This is a genomic window from Variovorax sp. WDL1 (genome assembly GCF_001541225.1).
Lineage (GTDB): Bacteria > Pseudomonadota > Gammaproteobacteria > Burkholderiales > Burkholderiaceae_C > Variovorax.
Genome location: NZ_LMTS01000026.1, coordinates 25,730 through 42,874, shown reverse-complemented (window position 1 = coordinate 42,874; position 17,145 = coordinate 25,730). Strand labels below are relative to the sequence as shown.

Sequence of the window (17,145 nt, the reverse complement as noted above, 5' to 3'; positions counted from 1 at the left end):
ACAGCAGCCCCTCCAGGCGAGTCGGGTTTGGCCGGAGCCTTCCAGCCGAGGAGCAAGGGTCTCACTTTCGTGTGTCTGAGCTACGGGAAAGTTGGACATGTGCCCTGTTTCTGTGTGCGGCGCCCCCAGAGGGCGCGGCCCGCCTTGGTGCTACACGAAGGAGGCCAACTCACCCCCTCAATCATGCTGCACCCCCGAATCGACCTCGCGGCTCGCAAAGCCCAGCAACCCGTTCCGCCGAACTTGAAGACCGCCGAGCATCACTGGCTGGAGGTCAAAGACATGGACGGCCATTCCTTCGGCTTGGTCGTTGCGCAATGGAATCCGGGGGCGCGCAAATGGAGCCATTCCGGCAACGTCGGAACAGGCTTGTACCTGAACTCCGACTACTGGCGCTATGTAGCGCCCTGCCCAATGCCGGATTTCCCCGCCTGATTATTTCGCCCCGCCGGCTTTCAAGCCGTCGGGGCGATGCTTCTGGCGTTCTCCGCGCGGAATGCAACTGCGATTACTCACTAAGCGCCACAAGGGGTACTGAACTACCCAGCGAGCTTTATCTATTGGGCCTGAAGCAGCCCAACCTGCTGGAAGTGGCTGGCAATTCGGTCTAGAGCTGCGCGCGCAGACGGCGCAATCTCGGCGGAACGCGACAGCATGAGGTTGAGGCGCTGCCCGAGGCCTTCGACGTGAACCTTCGTGGCGGTTTCGCACTGGCCACCGCGGCCGTCCGATTCGCAGGGAAGAGTGGCGGCTACTCGGGATGCGTAAGTGCCGGCAGGGACGCCGTAGGCAACGACCGGCTTCTTGAGCGCCACAGCGAAGCCCACCTCATAGACGGTTCCGGAATCCGGTTCGGTCCCCCGAAAGTTCACCAGGTTGGCTGCAATGCCGTCCGCGCGCTGGATGAGCTCGATGTTCGCGTCGTAGATTCGCTGGGCGATTTCATCCTCGGTGCCCCCGAACCCGTCCGGCAGGCCGCCATCGGACGGCACTAGGGCAACCATCCCGAGCTGCTCGCAATGGGCCTTCAGCGCCTTGAAAATCTCGGCGCGCTCGGGGAAGAAGACGTCAGGCCCGGCCAGGTAGACGTGCGGGCGTGCTGGTTGCTCTCTCATGGAAACTCAAGAAATTGAAAATGAGGCGCGCCGTAAGGGCGCTCATCTGTTATTGGCGGTGGAATCCGTTCAGTCGTCCAGGCGTATCCGAGGGGCGAAGCGGTCCGGGTACAAGTTGCGCATCCGTGCGCTGGGGCTCACGACCTCAATCGGAGTCAACACGGAGACGCCCTGCTCGCCCGATTCCTTTCTAGGCATGAAAGCGGGAGTCGCCGAACACGGCCCCTGAAACCACATATAGCCCGTCTGCAGGCCGTCGTACTTCATCCACAGGATGCGAAAGCGGTCCACCAGTACCTGGCGCGGCTCCTCCCAGGTGTCCCGGTTAATCTCAACGACATCGCCAATGCGGGCGCCGAATTTTGCGAGCAGCCACGCCTCGCACGTCTCGAGGTGAAGCTTCTTCTTGCCCGCCATCAGGTAGTCGTAGGCGTCCTGCAAGAGTCGATTCAACGGACCCTCGCGCGCTGCTTCCTCGGCGGCGCCCGCCTCGATGTTCATTCGAAAGACGCGGTAGCACAGCGAGGCATGTGCCTCGCCGGCGGAAATCCCAGCTGCCGTGCAACGCTGAATCAGGAGTTCGACTTCCTTCGTGATGTGGTCGTCCACTGCAGCTTTTCTTGCCAGTTCTTGGGTAGCGGGCATAGTCACATCCTGAATTTGTTGTTTGAATGGAGCTCGTTGGGTGCCCGTGGGTACCCGTTCCAGGCTCGCGGGTTCGCGTGCCTAAGAGCCCTAAAAGCCATCATTATAGCAGCTATAAAGCTTTCGAGCTAGAACCGTTTTAGGGTGACTCGCGCAAGAAAACGGACGGCGGTTAGGCGCGTCCGTTTTAGGGAAATCAGAGCAGGTCGCTCAGCAAATGAATCTGGCCCTTCAGCAAGGCCTTGTCCCGCATGCTCAGCCCGCGCACCAGTCGATGTGCCAGGGCCGCTGCGTCTCTCCGGTCTTGCTCCTCACGCATTGCGCTGGGGAAGATTTCACCAGCCAGGTACTGCGCCATCAGGTGGTCGATGCCGCGAATACCTTCTCGGCGTAGGCGGATGATTCGGTCAAGGTCATCGCCCAAGGTCTTCGGCGGCACCTCAGTCGCTCCCTTGGAGAGCGACATCTTGCCCGTGTGCACCAGATTGCCTTCTGAAAGGCGGAAGGCCAGGTCAAAGCCTCGCCGATGGTCCTCAGGCTCCGCCGTCAGGACGATTTTTCCACTTTCGCGCTGGTGCTGGGCGGCCCGGTCTCGCAACGGCCCACGCAGCAGCACGCGCTGACTGCCGAGGTCCATGCCAGCGGGAAGCGCGAGAAGCGCCCGAATCCACGGAGTTGCGGGTTCGCCCGTGGCCTGCCGAAGCTCACCGCGGGCCATCTCCAGCTTGGCGTAGATGCGAGTCAGGTCGCCCTTCCATCGGTAGCGCTGGTCGGCGGTCAGGCTGTCGACTAGAAGCGCCTGCGAAGTCCCGCGCCAGTATTGCCAGTAGTCGAAGCACGCGTGGTGCAATGCACGCGCGCCCGGGGAGGCCTCGGCATCCTGAGGCTCGAGCCTGAGGCCAATTCCGCGGCGGCCGTGGCGTCCGGGTTTGTATTCGAAAGGCTCTATCGTGTGACCGCGGAGGCAGTCGAAGATTTGGAATGCGAGAGTAGTCATTGGGTGCCCTTGAAGTTTGTTTACCTCCTTCGTCTAGCGAACACGCCGCGGTCAAGCGGGAAAAAGCTCCCAGGGCATTGCCGAGGGAGCTAGAAGGAGGGGAGGTTGAAATCAGTCTTGGCTGGAGGGCTTCTTGGCAGCCGGCTTGAACTCCGGATTGCTGCCGGTCTCGACGCGGACTGTGGTGTCCAGCGAGGGGACTTCGAAGTACATGCGAACACCGCCTGTCGTATGCATGCAGGAACCCGCGTGCAGCTTGATGCCCAGCTTCTTGGTTCCAGCGCTCGCCAAGGCGTCCGCCCAGCGGTTGCGGTCTTTGTAGTCGACCGGGCAGGGGTTGCGCTTGTACGCCTTCACGGCTTCTTTGGTCATCACGTCGATTACATCGACGGCCGACACAGGGGCTTGTTGCTTGGCCAGGTAGCGCACGCCCTGCACAACAAGGGGTCGATGCTTCTCGGTCGCATCGCGTATCGTTGACTTCACCGCATCCAGGTGCCGGCTTGCATTTTCGCCTGCCCATTTCGAGAGGGCGCCATACGAGGATGCCGCGGTCAGGTGCAGGTCGAACTCGCTCTTGCCATCAACCGGCTTGTGCGCGTACTGCACCGGAAAGTGCAACGGTCGCTCGAAGCGCGTGCGGTCGGTCAGGATGACTTCGACGGGAACGTCACCGTCGGGGTCCTCTTCGTACTTGACTTCGATGAGGCCCCGCACGATGGCGTACAGGTCCTCCATCTCCTTCGGGTCCACGGGAGCAAAGCCGCCATCGGACTTCTTCTTGGTCTTGAGGAATGCGTCAATGCGCCGCAACAGGGTGGCTTTCGTGGTCATGTGTGTCTTTGTCTTGAGGGGGTCTTCCTCGTCTAGGCAACGGCTGACGCCCGAGCTGGGACGGTCCGCAAAGGCGAGAAGAAATCCCCCGCTGCGGCTCGCGCAGGCAGGGGACCGGAAATCAAGCGCTAGCCGATTTCAATGAACTCGGGCTCGTCCGAGGGTGAGGCTTTGGGGGCAGTCGAGAGCGCCGCGCGAATACGGGTGCCTGCGTTGTGCGCGCCGTTCGCCATGGCTTGGTGGATTTGCTTGCCGAACTCCGTGGCGAACTTGCTCCTCGCGACGCCTCCGTACTCCAGCGCAACCTGGTCACAGAGCGCCCCGGCTTCTTCAAGCACAGCGTCACGGGCAAGGACAGGCGACGGCGGCAGCTCCTCGCGCGGCACAAGGAGTGTGTCCTTATCCTTCTCGTCGCCAGTTACGTCAAACAAGGTGCGGTAGCTCACCGCGGCCGGCGGCGCTTCGCAGGGGTCGGGCAGGTTGGTCCAGGAGTTGATGGTCATGCTTCAGGTCCTTTGTGGTCAATGGTCTGATTCGTCTAGCGATGCCTGATGCGCGCCGCCCGTGCCTAGCAGTCCCGTATAGGCCTGATAGGGCCAAAGCTAGGGGCTCCCGGCAAGAAGAAACCCCCGCCGGATAGCGGGGGCTTGGAATCAGCCTAGGCCGTAGCCTTCAGTTCGCATGAAGCACTCCTTGGTTGGTTGCAGGGCAGGTGGCGCGGATTCATGCGAATCCGTCACCGTCGTGCAGCTTGCGCATCGAGACCTCCTTAATATGCAGTTGAGCCCGTGAAGGGGCGATGGAGTTGGGTTTGGCCTAGCAGCCGCTGCCGCCGCCGTTTTGCTTGCGCATGGTCACCTCCTTGGGTTGCTTGATGCGACGTATAGCGATGGCGACGTGCGATTTACCTGCTCCCGGGCCACTGGTGCGTACCCGGTAGCCCAAAAGAATAGCCGCCCGGGGAAGGGCGGCTTCAGAATGGAAGTGGCGTCGTCGGAGGTCGGAGATTTCAGTCCCGAAGGCGCTCCATGTCCTGGTGATGCCGGTATTCCGCGATGAGCCAGAGCAGGCCGCACACCAGCAGGGTCGATAGGGCTGGGAGCAAGCCCAGTTCCAGCGTCGGGGCCGCGCCTACCCCATCGATATGGCTGCCCACGACGAAGACCAGCATCACAGGCGCGATGAGGCGCATCGTCGGCTGATACAGCAAGCCCCGCGACAACGAGGGAAGGGCAATGATGCAGCCCACGAACGTTCCGATGGCCATTGAGACAACAGTCAGCCGGAAGTTGACTGAACCTGCGTAGAGCAAGAAGCCAGCGCAAGCCAGCAGAGCTGGGTACAGCGCGCGGCGTGCTGTACGCACGAGCGGGACGGAACTGAAGGCGCAACGCCGCATTTGAGCCAGCGCCACGTACTCGCCAAGAAAGGCGATGCCCGCAAAGGCCAGTGCAAGAAGGAGCAGAGAGGGAGCGGTGAGTGTCATTTCGTCATTTCGAGTGGTCCTGCACCGTATAACCGTCTGCTCGACTTTGCCGCGTTGCAGGTGCGCCGAAATGGGCTCCGAAGGGCTATTGCCGCTCAGCCGCAGGGGAATGGCCGAAGGCTTGCCTTACGTCGGGCGGTCCTGCGCGACCAGCACGCGAAAAGGAAAGACCGCCGGGCGTGCCGACGGTCTGAAGTACTGAATCGATAGACTTGGCTCAGTGCACGGCTCGCCGGATGTGCTGATGCTGTTTCCAGCCTTCTTCACACTCCGGCTCCCACGGAAAGTGGCCCTTACGGTCAGGCAGCGCCACCTGGCTGAAGCTGGCCTGACCGCGACTGCGATGAATCGCCCGTCCGACCATGTCGCTCACCTGCTCGGGCGCCACCGGCACCAAGTGAAAGGGCATGGGCCATCTGCCGAGCGTGTGCTTGCCGATTTGTCGTGTCGCGTCGACCGGTTCCTCTTGCTGCCAACGTGCGATGTCGTTCAGCAGCTGGTGGCCGTACTCGAGGGGAAGCCCCATCACGATGAGTTCAGAAAGCCCTCGCTGGTGAAGACCGATGGTGTACGAGAAGAACGGGCCGGGATGCTCCTCTGTCGGGAAGACGCCCTGGACCATCCAGCCTGCACGTGCAATCAGCTCTTCAGCGTGCGGGTCGAGGAAGTCGGGGATATTTTTGATTTCTTCAGGCATTGTTGATTCCATTCGTTGTCCTAGCCTCCCTGTAGCACCCAAGATGCTCGGGATGGTACTGCCGTGGCGACCATGCAGCTATAGGTGGGCGCCGGAGATAACCAGCATGCGCTACAAGTTGGATGTCGGACCTCTTCTCCACCGCCCCAACTCCTCCCCTTGCGGAGCTGCTTCGCCCGACTTGTTTGGATGACGTCGTGGGTCAGCAGCACCTCGTGGGGCAGGGCAAGCCCTTGCGCCTGGCCTTCGAGGCCCGAACCCTGCACTCCTTCATCCTTTGGGGTCCCCCAGGTGTCGGCAAGACGACTTTAGCGCGCCTGACTGCCCGGGTCATGGACTGCGAGTTCATTGCGCTGTCAGCGGTCATGGCCGGCGTGAAGGAGATTCGCGCGGCGGTCGAGCGTGCTGAGCAGGCCTTGAATCACCGTGGCCGCAAGACCATCCTTTTCATCGACGAGATTCATCGCTTCAACAAGGCCCAGCAAGACGCACTCCTCCCATTCGTCGAGGCAGGAACCTTCGTTTTCTTGGGAGCCACGACTGAGAACCCATCTTTTGAGGTCAATTCCGCTCTGCTCTCCCGTGCGCACGTCTACGTTTTGCAGTCCCTGAGCGACGACGAGCTGGCGGCGCTGTTCAAGCGCGCGCAGCCCTCCCTCGGAGGCCTCGAGTTCGACGATGGCGCGCTCGCTGCTGCCATCGGCTTCGCTGACGGGGATGCCCGCCGCTTCCTCAATTTGCTAGAGCAGCTCAGCACCGCGGCAAAGGCCGCCAGGGTGACCAAAGTCACAGAACCATTCGTGCGCGAGGCCTCCCCGGCAGCGCTGCGCCGGTTCGACAAGTTCGGCGATGACCTGTACGACACCGTGTCGGCGCTTCACAAGTCCATCCGGGGCTCAAGCCCCAATGCCGCGCTCTATTGGCTGGCACGCATGCTGGACGGCGGCGCTGACGCGCGCTATGTGGCACGACGCCTTGTTCGCATGGCAAGCGAGGAGGTTGGCAACGCAGACCCTCGGGCTCTGCAACTAGCCCTGAACGCTGCTGAATCCTACGAGCGCCTCGGCTCGCCCGAGGGCGACTTGGCCCTCGCACAGGCGGCCGTGTACATCGCGATGGCGCCGAAGTCGAACGCTGTGTACAAGGCTTGGAACCGTGCCAGGGCGTTCGTGCGAACGGATTCGAATAGGCCTGTCCCCATGCACCTGCGCAATGCGCCCACAGAGCTGATGGCGCAGCTTGGTCACAACAAGGGCTATCGGTACGCGCACGACGAGCCGGACGCCTACGCGGCAGGGGAGAACTACTTTCCGGAAGGCCTACCGGAGATGGACTGGTACCAGCCGGTCTCCCGTGGGCTCGAGGGCAAGATTGGGGAGAAGCTCCAGCACCTCCGCGGGCTCGATGCCGCTGTCCGAACCACACCTCGCGACCCGAAATAGAAACATGATGCTGATATTTCTATCACTATCCTGATAGCCTCACTGCATGAGCAATCCGGTTCCAACCGACCTGAATCGCGAGATTTCCCATCGGCTCCTGGCAGCGATGACGGCGCATCCTTGTCTGAAGACCCAGTTAGCGCTGTTGGAGCACTCAGGCGTCCCCCAGGCGACCATCAGCAAGATTTCGCGAGGCAAGCTCAAGGTCCCCGTCGGCACCTTGCTGACCCTTGCCGAATCGCTCGGCGTTCCTATGCCAGCCCTACAGCCCTTGGACGCTGGGTCGGTAAGCGCGGGGGCGACATCCTCGGTGGAGCAGTCAAGCCTCAGGACCTCGAACGACTTTCGCCCGTGCACAGGGCCTTCATCGACACGGCGCTCCACGTCGCCCTTCGTGGCGGCGTTTCCGAGGTGGAATGCCTGGACCACATGCGCGAATGGGCCGGGCGGCTCGAGCAGGCAGCAACGCACTACGAGGGGTAGGCCGCCTACAGCTTGAACGCTCGAAGTTCCCGTACGATGCCCCGTTCCAAAGGAGTTTCCGAGATGGAGAACGAAGACGACGACCCGGTGGGCGCAGGCATCGATGACCCCGCGTGCCTTGAGGGGCTCACCGAAATGGCGGTGGATTCAGGCTTGGCCCGCGCTGGTGACAAGCTCGACAAGAACTTCCTCGAGTTTGCGATGGACGTGGCAGGCCTTTGCGCAGCCATTGGGGACGCCTACGCGGACGACAAGTCAGGCCTGAGTGCGGGCGACCGCATCCGCGAGCAGTTGTGCTGCGGCGTGCCACGCAGTGCGTACCCGTCCTTCCGCACAGACGGTTCACAGGCGCGCGGACCTGTCTCGCGCTTTACCGAGTTCGCAACACAGCGCGGGCTCATCCGGCCTGGCGACAAGCTCGACCAGAACGTGGTCGACTTCGCGACGCGCGTGGTGGACGCTGCCGCCTCCCTAGGCGACCCGTTTGGCGACAGCGAGGCTGGCGGCAATGCTGGCGAGCACATCCGGGCGGAGTTGTACGAGGGCTAGGTACCCCCCCCTCGGAGCTCGCGCCGTCTTAGCCCGCTTCGAAGAAGAAGGGGCCACGGCAAGCCCGCTGCCCAACTCCAGCCGACGGGGGCAGCCCCTCATTGATGATTTCGGAGGACGCGTGGCCAGGGCTCCGAGGCAGCCTGGTCCAAGGCTCAGTGGTGCTCCGGCGAATAGCTCGGACTTCTTACGTTCGGAGGCACCGACCAACTTCCATGGGGCCTGTCGGCAGCTCCGTGTTTCCAGCCGCCTGCTCTGCGAAGAGCCTTGTGCAAGGCAGCGGTCTCGCCTTCTGCGAACAGCACGAGCACCGTAAACGGTGCGCTGCGACCGTAGCACTGCAGGGGCATGGCTGGTTGCGCAGCTTTATAGATGCCGTCATCGCCTCGAGCCTGGAGGTTGAGCGCCCGGCAGAGGTCGATTGGTGCACCGGTCCGAACCCAGGCCGCCGGGAACCCGGGCCTGACCGTGCGCCACTCCGCCTGGCGACCGAACGCTCTCGGGGGGCTTGGCACCGCGGTGAGAAAGCTCGGCGAGAGGTGGGTGAGAGCGTATGGCCAGCGGCCTTCCTTCAGCGCATAGAGCACCGACGCGCGGGTGAGATGGTTCGCTTGGCTCATCAGCCCGGCGGCCTCAGCGTTGACGCCGTTCGCAGGCTCGGCGGCCTGGGCGATGAGTGCGGCGCCCAGCAAGACCGTGGCTGCGAGCGAGCGGAGGCGGGGGTGCGGCGACATTGGGGCAGCCAAGCGGGTTTGGATGCTCCGTGTAGCGAGAGCGCAGCTCCCCCTGGGCAGAACTGCAGGAGGTGCCGCGGTATGGCAGGAGCCAGGCGGGCGCCCCGGGGCTTCCGAGCGGCTTTCAGACTAGAGCGCGCGTTTGCCAGTCCAGAGTCGTCTCGTGGTCGAGGAGGCCTCGCCGCTGTACGAAGGAACGGTGCAAACGCGCTGGCTTTGGACAGGGGAGTGCTTCCGCCGTCGAAAAGCTGACGGAGCTCCCGCAGCGCGCCGACACAGGCGAGCTACGGTTCGTCGCAATGCGCCTGCTGCGGCCGTTGAACGACGTTGCGGCCGGCGGGACAACTGCGCAGCGGCACGAGGCTCTCAGGACCCTGCGTGAGAACTCAGCCGGCGTGCGGGGTCACTGAAATTTGCCTTCTGGCATGCCGCAGGACGCCGCGGCGAACGCCGCCTATCTCTTTTTCCGCGCGATGGCGAACGTCTCTTCGTCGAAAAGGTCGGGGAAGAAGGTCGTCACGGTGGGCTCCACCTTCGGAAGCGATTCCTGAATGGGCAGCGTTCGAAAGTCGGTCGCAGCGAAGTCCGGCGGCACGTGGACACCCTCGGCGTCCTTGGTGACAAGGCCCCGCCCCTCCAGGTCCCGGATGGTCTTGTTCACCTGCTCGCGGGACAGTCCGGAGTACGAAGCAATCACCGACTGCGTAATGCGTTTGTCGTAGCCGCCTGATGCCGTTGGCGCGAGCTGCGTCAGCTCGTGAAGGATGCGACTTACCAACTTCTCCGACGACTGAGATGCGATGCGGCGCAGTTGCGCACGCAGAACGACCAACCGCTTGCGGGCAAGCTCGAACAGACCCAGCGATATCTCCGGGTACTTCAGACACAGCTCCTTCATGGCCACTATCGGGACCACGTATGCCGTTGTCGGCAAGGCAGCTACCAACGAGGCGTCTGCATGGTACGAGGGCTCCATGAGCGTTGGGCCCATGAAAAAGTCGTCCTGACGAACGAACTCCGTGGTCACCCCCTCCTCGCCGCCCGACGGCACCACCACCCTGGCCAGCCCCGAGGCAATGCAATAGATGTAGCTGGTCTTCTCATCGAAGGCAACGATGACTTCGTTGCGCTTGAACGTACGAAGCTCAGACTTCTTCACGAGAGCGGCCCGTTCGCTCTGCGGAATGCCTGCGATGAGCGGGTGGAGATACATCAACGCCTTTCGGTGGGGAAAATCGAACGCAACGGACCTTAAATCGTTCACTAGCCGTGAATGCTCGAGGGGACTTCTCCTTGTCTGAATCGGCAAAAGCAATGCCCTGGTTCCGCACTGAGGCGAAAACACATGGCGGGCCAGGGGCGGGCCACAGTCTACCAACGATGATTTTCCGCTGCATGACAGGGATTTCCCGTCAGCGAACCTCCACAAGACTTGGCGCAGGCCCTGCGCCTTCTCTCAGCCTATGGTCGGCTTGATGAGCCAACCACCGCCGGACGCGCGCTCATCGGTGAGCCTCGCGTGACGGGGAGGCCCTTCGCACCGCTTTCATTCGGCGCGCGCCAGGCAGTCCCGCATTTTCTCATCAGAAGCAAGGCGGAGGCAGGCTGCCACCGACTGCTTCGTGACGGAACCACGGTTCTGCGGCAGATTTTTGGGCCGCGAAGCGACCGTTCGCGGCGGCTGAACACGCTGAGATGGAGCTACTGGCGGGAGGCCGACCGGCTGCGACGAAGCAGCGGGGGTCGCGGCCGCCGTCGGCGCAACGGGGGCGCTTCGGTCCAGAAGACCCAAACTGAGGACGAGGTAGCCGATGTAGCCGAGCACACCCAGCGCGCCTAGGACAAGCCCGGGGAGCCCCTTGCCACGGCCGCCGCTGGCGGCGGAAGGGGCTGGCGGAGGCGGTGCCGCTGGAGGAAGTGCCGAGGCACGCGCTGCTTTCACCTCGCGCTTCGTTTTGAGAAGCGTCCGCATCGACAGCCAGTACAGCACGGCGACCGCGAGGACATCCAGCACCATGTACGCAGGGTGCCCCATCACAACGCCGACACCCGCCGCCAAGACCGCCGCGACGGTAGTCCACCAGACGCTTCGGGTCGTGCTCGCTACCACGAAGACTGCGACGGCTGGGACGAGCGCGATGAGAAGGACTAGAGCAGACATAGGCAGTTGGTCCGAAAAAGTCCAAAGTCGGCCATTCTGCCCACATCCTGGCCTTCGTGCGCTCCGCTTCAAAGCGCCTGCGGCGCAAATTCGGAAGTGCGTCACACCGCAGATAGCCGCCTTCACGCTTCTCGGCCACACGACACGCCCCTCGTGCCATGAGACGTGGTCATGCGCGACCAAGGCAGAGGGGCGCTCCCTCATCCCGCGTCCGTCCTCTCGCGTAGTCACGCGCCGAACGCGATTTCGGATTACGCCTCGCTCGCTATACCGCTCAGGACAACTACTTTTTAGGAGGGCAGCCGTGCCTATCGTTCGTGAGTTCATCTATAAGGAATGGGATGAGGTTGGAATCATGGGTCTCGAGCCGACCTGGTTTGAGAACGCCAATCCGGCCAGCGGCCTGGCGTGCGCGCACGACATGCTGGAGCACTTCGCGACCCAGACCTCCCCGGTCGAAGGGGAGTGCGAGGCACTCGGCTCCGTTCTGCTGCTGCGCCTGGAGAACGGCTGGGCCATGCGGCACTCTTACGGCCGAGACAACGCTGCGGACCTGGCGCTGAACATCGAGGGGATGCTGCGCGATTGCGTCAACGACGACCTCGAGCTTCCGAAGCTCATCCCCAGCAGAAAGCTGGACTTCTACACCGAGGACTCCATCGTCCGCGGCGTGGCGACCGCCTTTGGCAACTTGGATGAAATCCTTGCCGACACTTCGCTCAGCGAGGAGGAGGTTGCCGAGTACAAGTCACCGACGGTGCAGGCCGCATTCGTCGCCTGGATTCGTCGCGGCTATCGCCGCGCCATGAAACGCTTCTCTGAGTGCGACGGCTACACCGTCGGCATGGTCCTCTTCGAGAAAATCGCGAAGGCTGCTGACAGCCTCATCCGTTCAGAAAGTCTCTGGGAAGGCGCCCGGGTGCGGATTTCCGCTCATCTGCGTCGCTGCGAGGCTGTCATCAAGGTCTTCGACCCCGACACGCGCCGCTGGGTCGACGCAGAACTCTACTGCTAAAAACTGCTTCTTTCGAGCCGCTGGCCTCACAGGTCGGCGGCTTTCCCATTTTAAAGCCCGCCATCGTGCGGCCTGGCTATACACACGTAGAACCCAACCAAAGGACAACATGACAGTTACGAACGTGCAGGAAGTACAAGCCAAGTTCCTGGCCGATGTGGCCAAGAACGGTATCGTCCACACGCTGCAATGGATTGGCACCTGGTACGACCAGGTTGCGGAAGCCGCGGCAGCCGACGAGTTGAAGAACGCGCTTGGCGAATTTGCCGACGATGCAGAAGCTCGCGAGTTGGCGCTGCTCGACCGCCTCCTGCCAGAAGCAGAAGGCATCTCGAACTACAACTCATCCGCCGGACACAACCTGCTCCGCGAAGCGAACATCGCGGCCCGTGCCCGGCTGGTGAACCGACACATGTTCGGCAACACCGGGCCCTCGGGCCGCCGGATGCGATGGGACCAGGTGCGTGAGCGCCTGCAAGCGGAGAAATTCGCCGCTCAAGCGCAGGCAGGCAAGTGATGCCAGAGCAGTCGCAAACTTCGACCCAGCCGCTTTTCGAATATTCGAAGACCTACCCGCCGCGCAACCGAAACCTGCCGGCCCCGGGGCCAGCGGACTACCCGCGCCTTCCTCCGAACAGCGCCTTGAGGACCCCCCAAAGGGCTGAAAGTCGTTCGCGAGTAGATTCGGTTGTAGGCGGCCTTCTTTGGGTTGATGAGCCAGCCCCATCCTCGGGGAGCCTTCAGGCCCAGGCTGTGCCGCACGAAGCGTTTGGGCGACGTACGCGCGCCAATCATCTTGCGTACCGAGGGCTTTCGCATCCCAAACTTCACTGGCGGCTCCTTAAGTCATATCTGGACGAGGTGGCCGTCCGCTCGGTCAGCCGTGCTCATTGCGTATCGACCGAGGCCTTGCGTAGGACTACGAAGCAGGAAAGAAGTCCCGGAGGTCTGCAATCGTCTCGCCGCCGCTTGCTTGCGCGTACACCAACTGAAACTCGCGCGTGTCCACCAAGGGAACTGGAACGGTCACTCCTGGAATCAGGACGCAGAGCCTATCGGATTCATCCAACGAGAGGTGCATCCGGCAGGCAAAAGGGCGGTTGGCGTAGATGCTGCAGCGGTTGTTCCTGAGGAACGTACACGGACGGTGATAGCCATACTCTGTCGACATCTCCTTGCTGGCAGATACGCGCTTCGGCTTGCGACCAATCGCCTCCCCAATGAGGGAGGCCTCTGTTTCGGACACCGACACCGGGATGTGGCAACAATGCGCGCAGCTACCGGCGGCGCAAGCGGTGATTGGCATCAAGGCCTGCCCGAACTTTGTTGCCAAGTCGCGCAGCTTCGTCATGCGAGCTTTTCGCGAAAGGGACGGCCGCAGCACCTCATTCAGCACGCGCTGAATCTCGGCCTCGAAAGCCTTCAGGCGGGCGCGCATCTCAGCCACCTTGCCCTCGGCAACGGCCTGTGCATGCGGCAGGATTCGAATGATGTGTTCGGGAACATCGGCTGCGACGTGCTCGACCATCTCGCGACTGTCGGACGTGAGCATCGCGCGGACTTCGGCAAAGTCGTCGTCGGAGAACTGGGGCACGTGAGGCATTCCGTATTATCCCTCGTTGGACGACGGCCGCATCGCGATGGCTACACGGCGTAGGTCATCAACACGAAGGAATGCCAATGGCACATGGAATTGCAGTATCCCTGGGCACCCCGCCGCTTAACCGCTTTCGCGAAGGTTCACAGCTGTTCCGGCTGCACCCGTCGCTGGGAGAATACGAAGACATCAAGAATATCGTAACCGTCGCGGTGACGGGAGCAGCTGTCGACCACGGCCATCCCGAAACGACCGTCTTCTTCACCGACGAGCAAGGCGATGCTGGCCACTACCTCGGCCTCGGCTTTGCAGAAGCGCTACCGCGCGAACACCGCATTGTGGGCAAGCACGACGTCTACGCCGCCCTGCGCAACCTGCGCTACCTCCCCGTCGGCGCTGACCGCCTCCCAGAGCTGCGCACAAAGGGGCACGAGCTTGCGCTCGCCTTTGCGACCAGCAGCAGCTACCTCGACCCCGAGGACTACGCTGCCAACAACTGGGGCATGTTTGCCGCCAAGTACCTCGTCGAGAACGAGGGCTTGGAGGACCTTCCGCCGGTTGCGAACAAGGTCGACTGGGCTGCAATCGACACCCGTGAGGCGCAAGAGCGCCAAGCGCGTGACGTCCTTTACATCTGAGTAAAAAACTCATTTCTTGACCCCGGCAGCAAGCTGGGGTCATCTCATTTCTGGACGAGTCGTCTTGAGGGAGAACAGGCGCCCCGAGTTCTCGGTGCAGCGTCGCGCCACCTCCTCGAGGGGCAGGCCCTTGAGCAACGCGACCTCGTGCGCCACCCACCGGAGGTTGGCGGGCTCGTTGTACGTGCGTCGGCGTTTGAGGTTCTTCGGGCTGAGGTAGGGCGCATCCGTTTCCAGGTGAAGGCGCTCCAGCGGGATGCCCTTCACCGCCTCGCGCAGGGCGCCACCACGGTTAAGGTCAGTCACCCAGCCTGTGATGCCGATGTCGAGCCCCATGGCGAGAAAGGCCAGCGCTTCGTCATATGTCCCCGTGAAGCAGTGCACGACCCCGCGCACGGCACCCACGCCTGGCTCGGTGACCAGGGCGTGGAACTCCTCGAACGCGTCCCTGCAGTGCAAGAAGAGCGGCTTCTTGAACGCAGCCGCGGCGCGCAGCTGCGCTGAGAAGGCCTTGCGCTGGTTCTCCCGGGAGGAGAAGTTCCGGTTGTAGTCAAGGCCACACTCTCCTATGGCGACGACCTCTGGGCTTTCCCACAAGAGTGCAAAACGCTCGAGGTCCGAAGGGCTCCAGTTGTCTGCAGAATGAGGGTGCACGCCGGCGGTTGCAAACACGAAGCCGCGCTCCGCACGTGCGAGGTGCAGCGCTTGCACGCTGGACTTATGGGAAGTGCCTGTAGCCATCACTGAGACCAAGCCCGCCTCCCTGGCCCGAGCGAGGATGTCCGAGGTGTGGCCGGCGAGCTGGCTGGTGTGGAAGTTGACTCCGATGTCGATGAGGTCCATGGTGTCGATTTCTGAGCGGATGTGAGCTGTGTAGCGTCGTGGATTTGCTTCCGGATAGCCGGCTGATGCTTATGGGGTGTTAACTAAAACGGATGTAGCCCATAGTACCTAAAGCTGACCTTGATAAGATTCATTCTCTCGTCCCCCTCGCTGAGGGGAACCCAAAGCCCGCGCAGCTCGTGCCGCGACGCGCACCGCGCGACCCAACACATGTCCGCAACACCTGCAACCCTCGTCATCGACCAGGCCTTCTCGGCCTATCTCGCATACAGCACCGCTCCGACGGAGGCGGCGCTGTTGGAACTGCTGGCCGAGCTGAAGATGCTCGACGAGACCCTGGCTCTCACCGCGAATCGCAATACCTTTCTGGCGTTCCCAGAGTATCAAGCCCTAAACGCGCTTCTGGACCACGCCAGGTATGTCGGGATGCGCGCAACGTCATCAGACTGCGCTCGCTGCTCGGCACGCCGCTTGAGTCAGAGATTGGCCAAGCTTGCCTGGTATCGAGGACCGATTGCCACGCGGCGCTGCTGAATGTCGGGGCGGCGCACCGGATATGCGCGAAGCGGGCGGTGTTTAAGGCATTTCGTCAGTGGGGGCCCGTCCTGGACATCCATCCCGCGGTCCTGAACTGCATGGTGAAGGCCTTTGAGCTCCTACGTGCCACGGGGCTGAAGGGGGAGGGCACTGCCTTTCAGGTCTTCGAGGAAACCTACGACTACCAGGCCGAACACGATTTGCCGCACCTTGTGCCTGGTGTCGTCGCCTGCAAGGAGTCGGAAGAGCAGAAGCTGCTCGGGCTGATGACGAACCTTTATCTGGCGGAGACGTCGCTCGCAGGCGCCTGACGCGGCCTAAAGCGTTTCTCATTTCATGCAATGTTTCTCGTTCTGGACAAACCGAACGAGAGCCGAAAGACGGGCTTAAGCGCCTTCGAAATCAACCAGTAGACGGGCGGCAAGGGCGCGCAGAACTCCGATATCTTGCGCCGCTTCCATTGCGGCTGTCGAACCATCCGCCGGAATGTCCATCCATTGCGCAGCGCGAATCAATGCGGCACGCTCCGATGTGGCCAGGGTCACCCGGCTGAGCTGGACGCGGTCCACCGCGTCCTCGACGATGGCACGCGCGTAGTCGCGCATCCAGCCCTTGGAGACAGCCAAAGCGTCGACCAGGCCATCAACAGCGGCAGATACGCTCCCCTGCACCGGCCTGTTTGGCGGCGTCTGGCGGCCGGCAGCGAGGTCGCCCAGGTCGAGAATCGCGCGGCCAACCGACACCAGGTAGTCGGCCTTGTTTTCACCCACTGCGCGAGCGAAGCACACGAGGATGTCCAGGTCACTGACGGCCGGCGTCACAGCCGGTGCAGAACGCAGTTCGACCCCGGAGGCCCTGCCTCCGGCGCCGGTGTTCTCTCCTTGCGCCGTCATCGCTGGTTGGCCAGGCCAAGGGCTGGCGCGTCCGTGGTTTGGGGGTTTCCGGACCGCGCCGCGACGCGCTCGGCCTTGCGTTCAGCGAAGGGTCTGCGCGTGCGACTTGGCAGCGGTGGCCAGGCAAGGACCCGCATTTCGACTCCGGCGAACTTGTTGCCAGGGGAGGACTCGAAAATGTCGGGCTGCGATTGGTGGTTCATGAGGGCGGTTCCTGAGGTGATTGGGGCTTGGGCTAGCCCCCGCTATGCAGTTCCGCACAGGCTCGCCGCTGCAGGGAGGCCGCTTCCACGACTTCCTCGTGCCGGGAGGCCTCCTTCATGAGCAGGTAGTCCCGTACGTATAGCTGCCGATGCGACGCAATCACCGAATCGCGTATCTGGCGCGCCCAGCTGCTCCGCTGCACGAGGTCGAGGGCGTCAGTGCAGTACTTCGATTCCGCCAAGGGCGAACAGGCCGAAAGCGCTTCCCCGAAAACG

At 62.6% G+C, this 17,145-nt stretch carries 20 protein-coding genes; 9 read left to right on the top strand and 11 right to left on the bottom strand.

Annotated elements, in window-relative coordinates; translation table 11 throughout:
- The first annotated feature begins 183 nt into the window (after positions 1-183).
- Positions 184-435, top strand: a complete 252-nt coding sequence (locus APY03_RS03850; protein ID WP_068674074.1) for a hypothetical protein — start codon at positions 184-186, stop codon at positions 433-435.
- A 122-nt stretch (positions 436-557) separates the two neighbouring features.
- On the opposite strand, the gene APY03_RS03845 is transcribed toward APY03_RS03850, so the two are convergent.
- The 7 genes from APY03_RS03845 to APY03_RS03815 form a co-directional block, all read right to left on the bottom strand.
- Positions 558-1,115, bottom strand: a complete 558-nt coding sequence (locus APY03_RS03845; protein WP_068674072.1) for a nucleoside 2-deoxyribosyltransferase — start codon at positions 1,113-1,115, stop codon at positions 558-560.
- A 69-nt stretch (positions 1,116-1,184) separates the two neighbouring features.
- Positions 1,185-1,724 (bottom strand): hypothetical protein, encoded by a 540-nt coding sequence (locus tag APY03_RS03840; protein WP_068674070.1) that lies wholly within the window; start codon positions 1,722-1,724, stop codon positions 1,185-1,187.
- 232 nt (positions 1,725-1,956) lie between these two features.
- Positions 1,957-2,397 (bottom strand): hypothetical protein, encoded by a 441-nt coding sequence (locus APY03_RS03835; RefSeq protein WP_232081405.1) that lies wholly within the window; start codon positions 2,395-2,397, stop codon positions 1,957-1,959.
- A gap of 471 nt (positions 2,398-2,868) precedes the next feature.
- A complete protein-coding gene (locus APY03_RS03830; protein ID WP_068674066.1) occupies positions 2,869-3,591 on the bottom strand; it encodes a hypothetical protein in 723 nt (240 codons plus the stop codon).
- Positions 3,592-3,719: 128 nt separating this feature from the next.
- Complete coding sequence (locus tag APY03_RS03825) at positions 3,720-4,094, bottom strand: hypothetical protein (RefSeq protein WP_068674064.1); 375 nt, start codon at positions 4,092-4,094, stop codon at positions 3,720-3,722.
- A gap of 506 nt (positions 4,095-4,600) precedes the next feature.
- On the bottom strand, positions 4,601-5,077 hold the full coding sequence (locus APY03_RS03820) for a hypothetical protein (RefSeq protein ID WP_068674062.1): 477 nt from the start codon (positions 5,075-5,077) through the stop codon (positions 4,601-4,603).
- Positions 5,078-5,294: 217 nt separating this feature from the next.
- A complete protein-coding gene (locus tag APY03_RS03815) occupies positions 5,295-5,774 on the bottom strand; it encodes a DUF4262 domain-containing protein (protein WP_068674060.1) in 480 nt (159 codons plus the stop codon).
- Between the two features lie 122 nt (positions 5,775-5,896).
- On the opposite strand from APY03_RS03815, the gene APY03_RS03810 reads away from it, so the two are divergent.
- The 3 genes from APY03_RS03810 to APY03_RS03800 all read left to right on the top strand — a co-directional run bounded on the left by APY03_RS03810 (position 5,897) and on the right by APY03_RS03800 (position 8,248).
- Positions 5,897-7,216 (top strand): replication-associated recombination protein A, encoded by a 1,320-nt coding sequence (locus APY03_RS03810; RefSeq protein ID WP_068674058.1) that lies wholly within the window; start codon positions 5,897-5,899, stop codon positions 7,214-7,216.
- A gap of 351 nt (positions 7,217-7,567) precedes the next feature.
- Entirely contained in the window at positions 7,568-7,699 is a 132-nt protein-coding gene (locus tag APY03_RS45290; protein ID WP_269475015.1) for a hypothetical protein, read from the top strand.
- Between the two features lie 63 nt (positions 7,700-7,762).
- Complete coding sequence (locus APY03_RS03800) at positions 7,763-8,248, top strand: hypothetical protein (RefSeq protein ID WP_068674055.1); 486 nt, start codon at positions 7,763-7,765, stop codon at positions 8,246-8,248.
- A 1,188-nt stretch (positions 8,249-9,436) separates the two neighbouring features.
- Here the strand turns inward: APY03_RS03800 and APY03_RS03790 are convergent.
- Positions 9,437-10,195 carry a Crp/Fnr family transcriptional regulator gene (locus APY03_RS03790; protein WP_068674523.1) on the bottom strand — a complete coding sequence of 253 codons (759 nt, stop codon included), beginning with the start codon at positions 10,193-10,195 and terminating at the stop codon, positions 9,437-9,439.
- A 1,252-nt stretch (positions 10,196-11,447) separates the two neighbouring features.
- Here APY03_RS03790 and APY03_RS03780 point away from each other — a divergent pair.
- Both APY03_RS03780 and APY03_RS03775 read left to right on the top strand, forming a co-directional pair.
- The gene (locus APY03_RS03780) at positions 11,448-12,158 is read left to right on the top strand and encodes a hypothetical protein (RefSeq protein ID WP_146039560.1); all 711 of its coding nucleotides are present in this window, start codon (positions 11,448-11,450) and stop codon (positions 12,156-12,158) included.
- Positions 12,159-12,282: 124 nt separating this feature from the next.
- Positions 12,283-12,675 (top strand): hypothetical protein, encoded by a 393-nt coding sequence (locus APY03_RS03775; protein ID WP_146039561.1) that lies wholly within the window; start codon positions 12,283-12,285, stop codon positions 12,673-12,675.
- Between the two features lie 402 nt (positions 12,676-13,077).
- Here the strand turns inward: APY03_RS03775 and APY03_RS03770 are convergent, their stop codons facing one another.
- The gene (locus APY03_RS03770; RefSeq protein ID WP_162487216.1) at positions 13,078-13,752 is read right to left on the bottom strand and encodes a YkgJ family cysteine cluster protein; all 675 of its coding nucleotides are present in this window, start codon (positions 13,750-13,752) and stop codon (positions 13,078-13,080) included.
- A gap of 86 nt (positions 13,753-13,838) precedes the next feature.
- Between APY03_RS03770 and APY03_RS03765 the strand changes: the two genes are divergently transcribed.
- Positions 13,839-14,393, top strand: a complete 555-nt coding sequence (locus APY03_RS03765; RefSeq protein ID WP_068674044.1) for a hypothetical protein — start codon at positions 13,839-13,841, stop codon at positions 14,391-14,393.
- 39 nt (positions 14,394-14,432) lie between these two features.
- Here the strand turns inward: APY03_RS03765 and APY03_RS03760 are convergent, their stop codons facing one another.
- A complete protein-coding gene (locus APY03_RS03760) occupies positions 14,433-15,236 on the bottom strand; it encodes a TatD family hydrolase (RefSeq protein ID WP_068674041.1) in 804 nt (267 codons plus the stop codon).
- Between the two features lie 210 nt (positions 15,237-15,446).
- Here APY03_RS03760 and APY03_RS03755 point away from each other — a divergent pair, with 210 nt between their 5' ends.
- Positions 15,447-15,770 (top strand): hypothetical protein, encoded by a 324-nt coding sequence (locus APY03_RS03755; protein ID WP_068674039.1) that lies wholly within the window; start codon positions 15,447-15,449, stop codon positions 15,768-15,770.
- 101 nt (positions 15,771-15,871) lie between these two features.
- Positions 15,872-16,084 carry a hypothetical protein gene (locus tag APY03_RS03750; protein WP_068674038.1) on the top strand — a complete coding sequence of 71 codons (213 nt, stop codon included), beginning with the start codon at positions 15,872-15,874 and terminating at the stop codon, positions 16,082-16,084.
- 75 nt (positions 16,085-16,159) lie between these two features.
- On the opposite strand, the gene APY03_RS03745 is transcribed toward APY03_RS03750, so the two are convergent.
- Positions 16,160-16,666, bottom strand: coding sequence for a hypothetical protein (locus APY03_RS03745; RefSeq protein ID WP_068674036.1), 507 nt, complete (start codon positions 16,664-16,666; stop codon positions 16,160-16,162).
- Positions 16,667-17,145 lie beyond the last annotated feature (479 nt).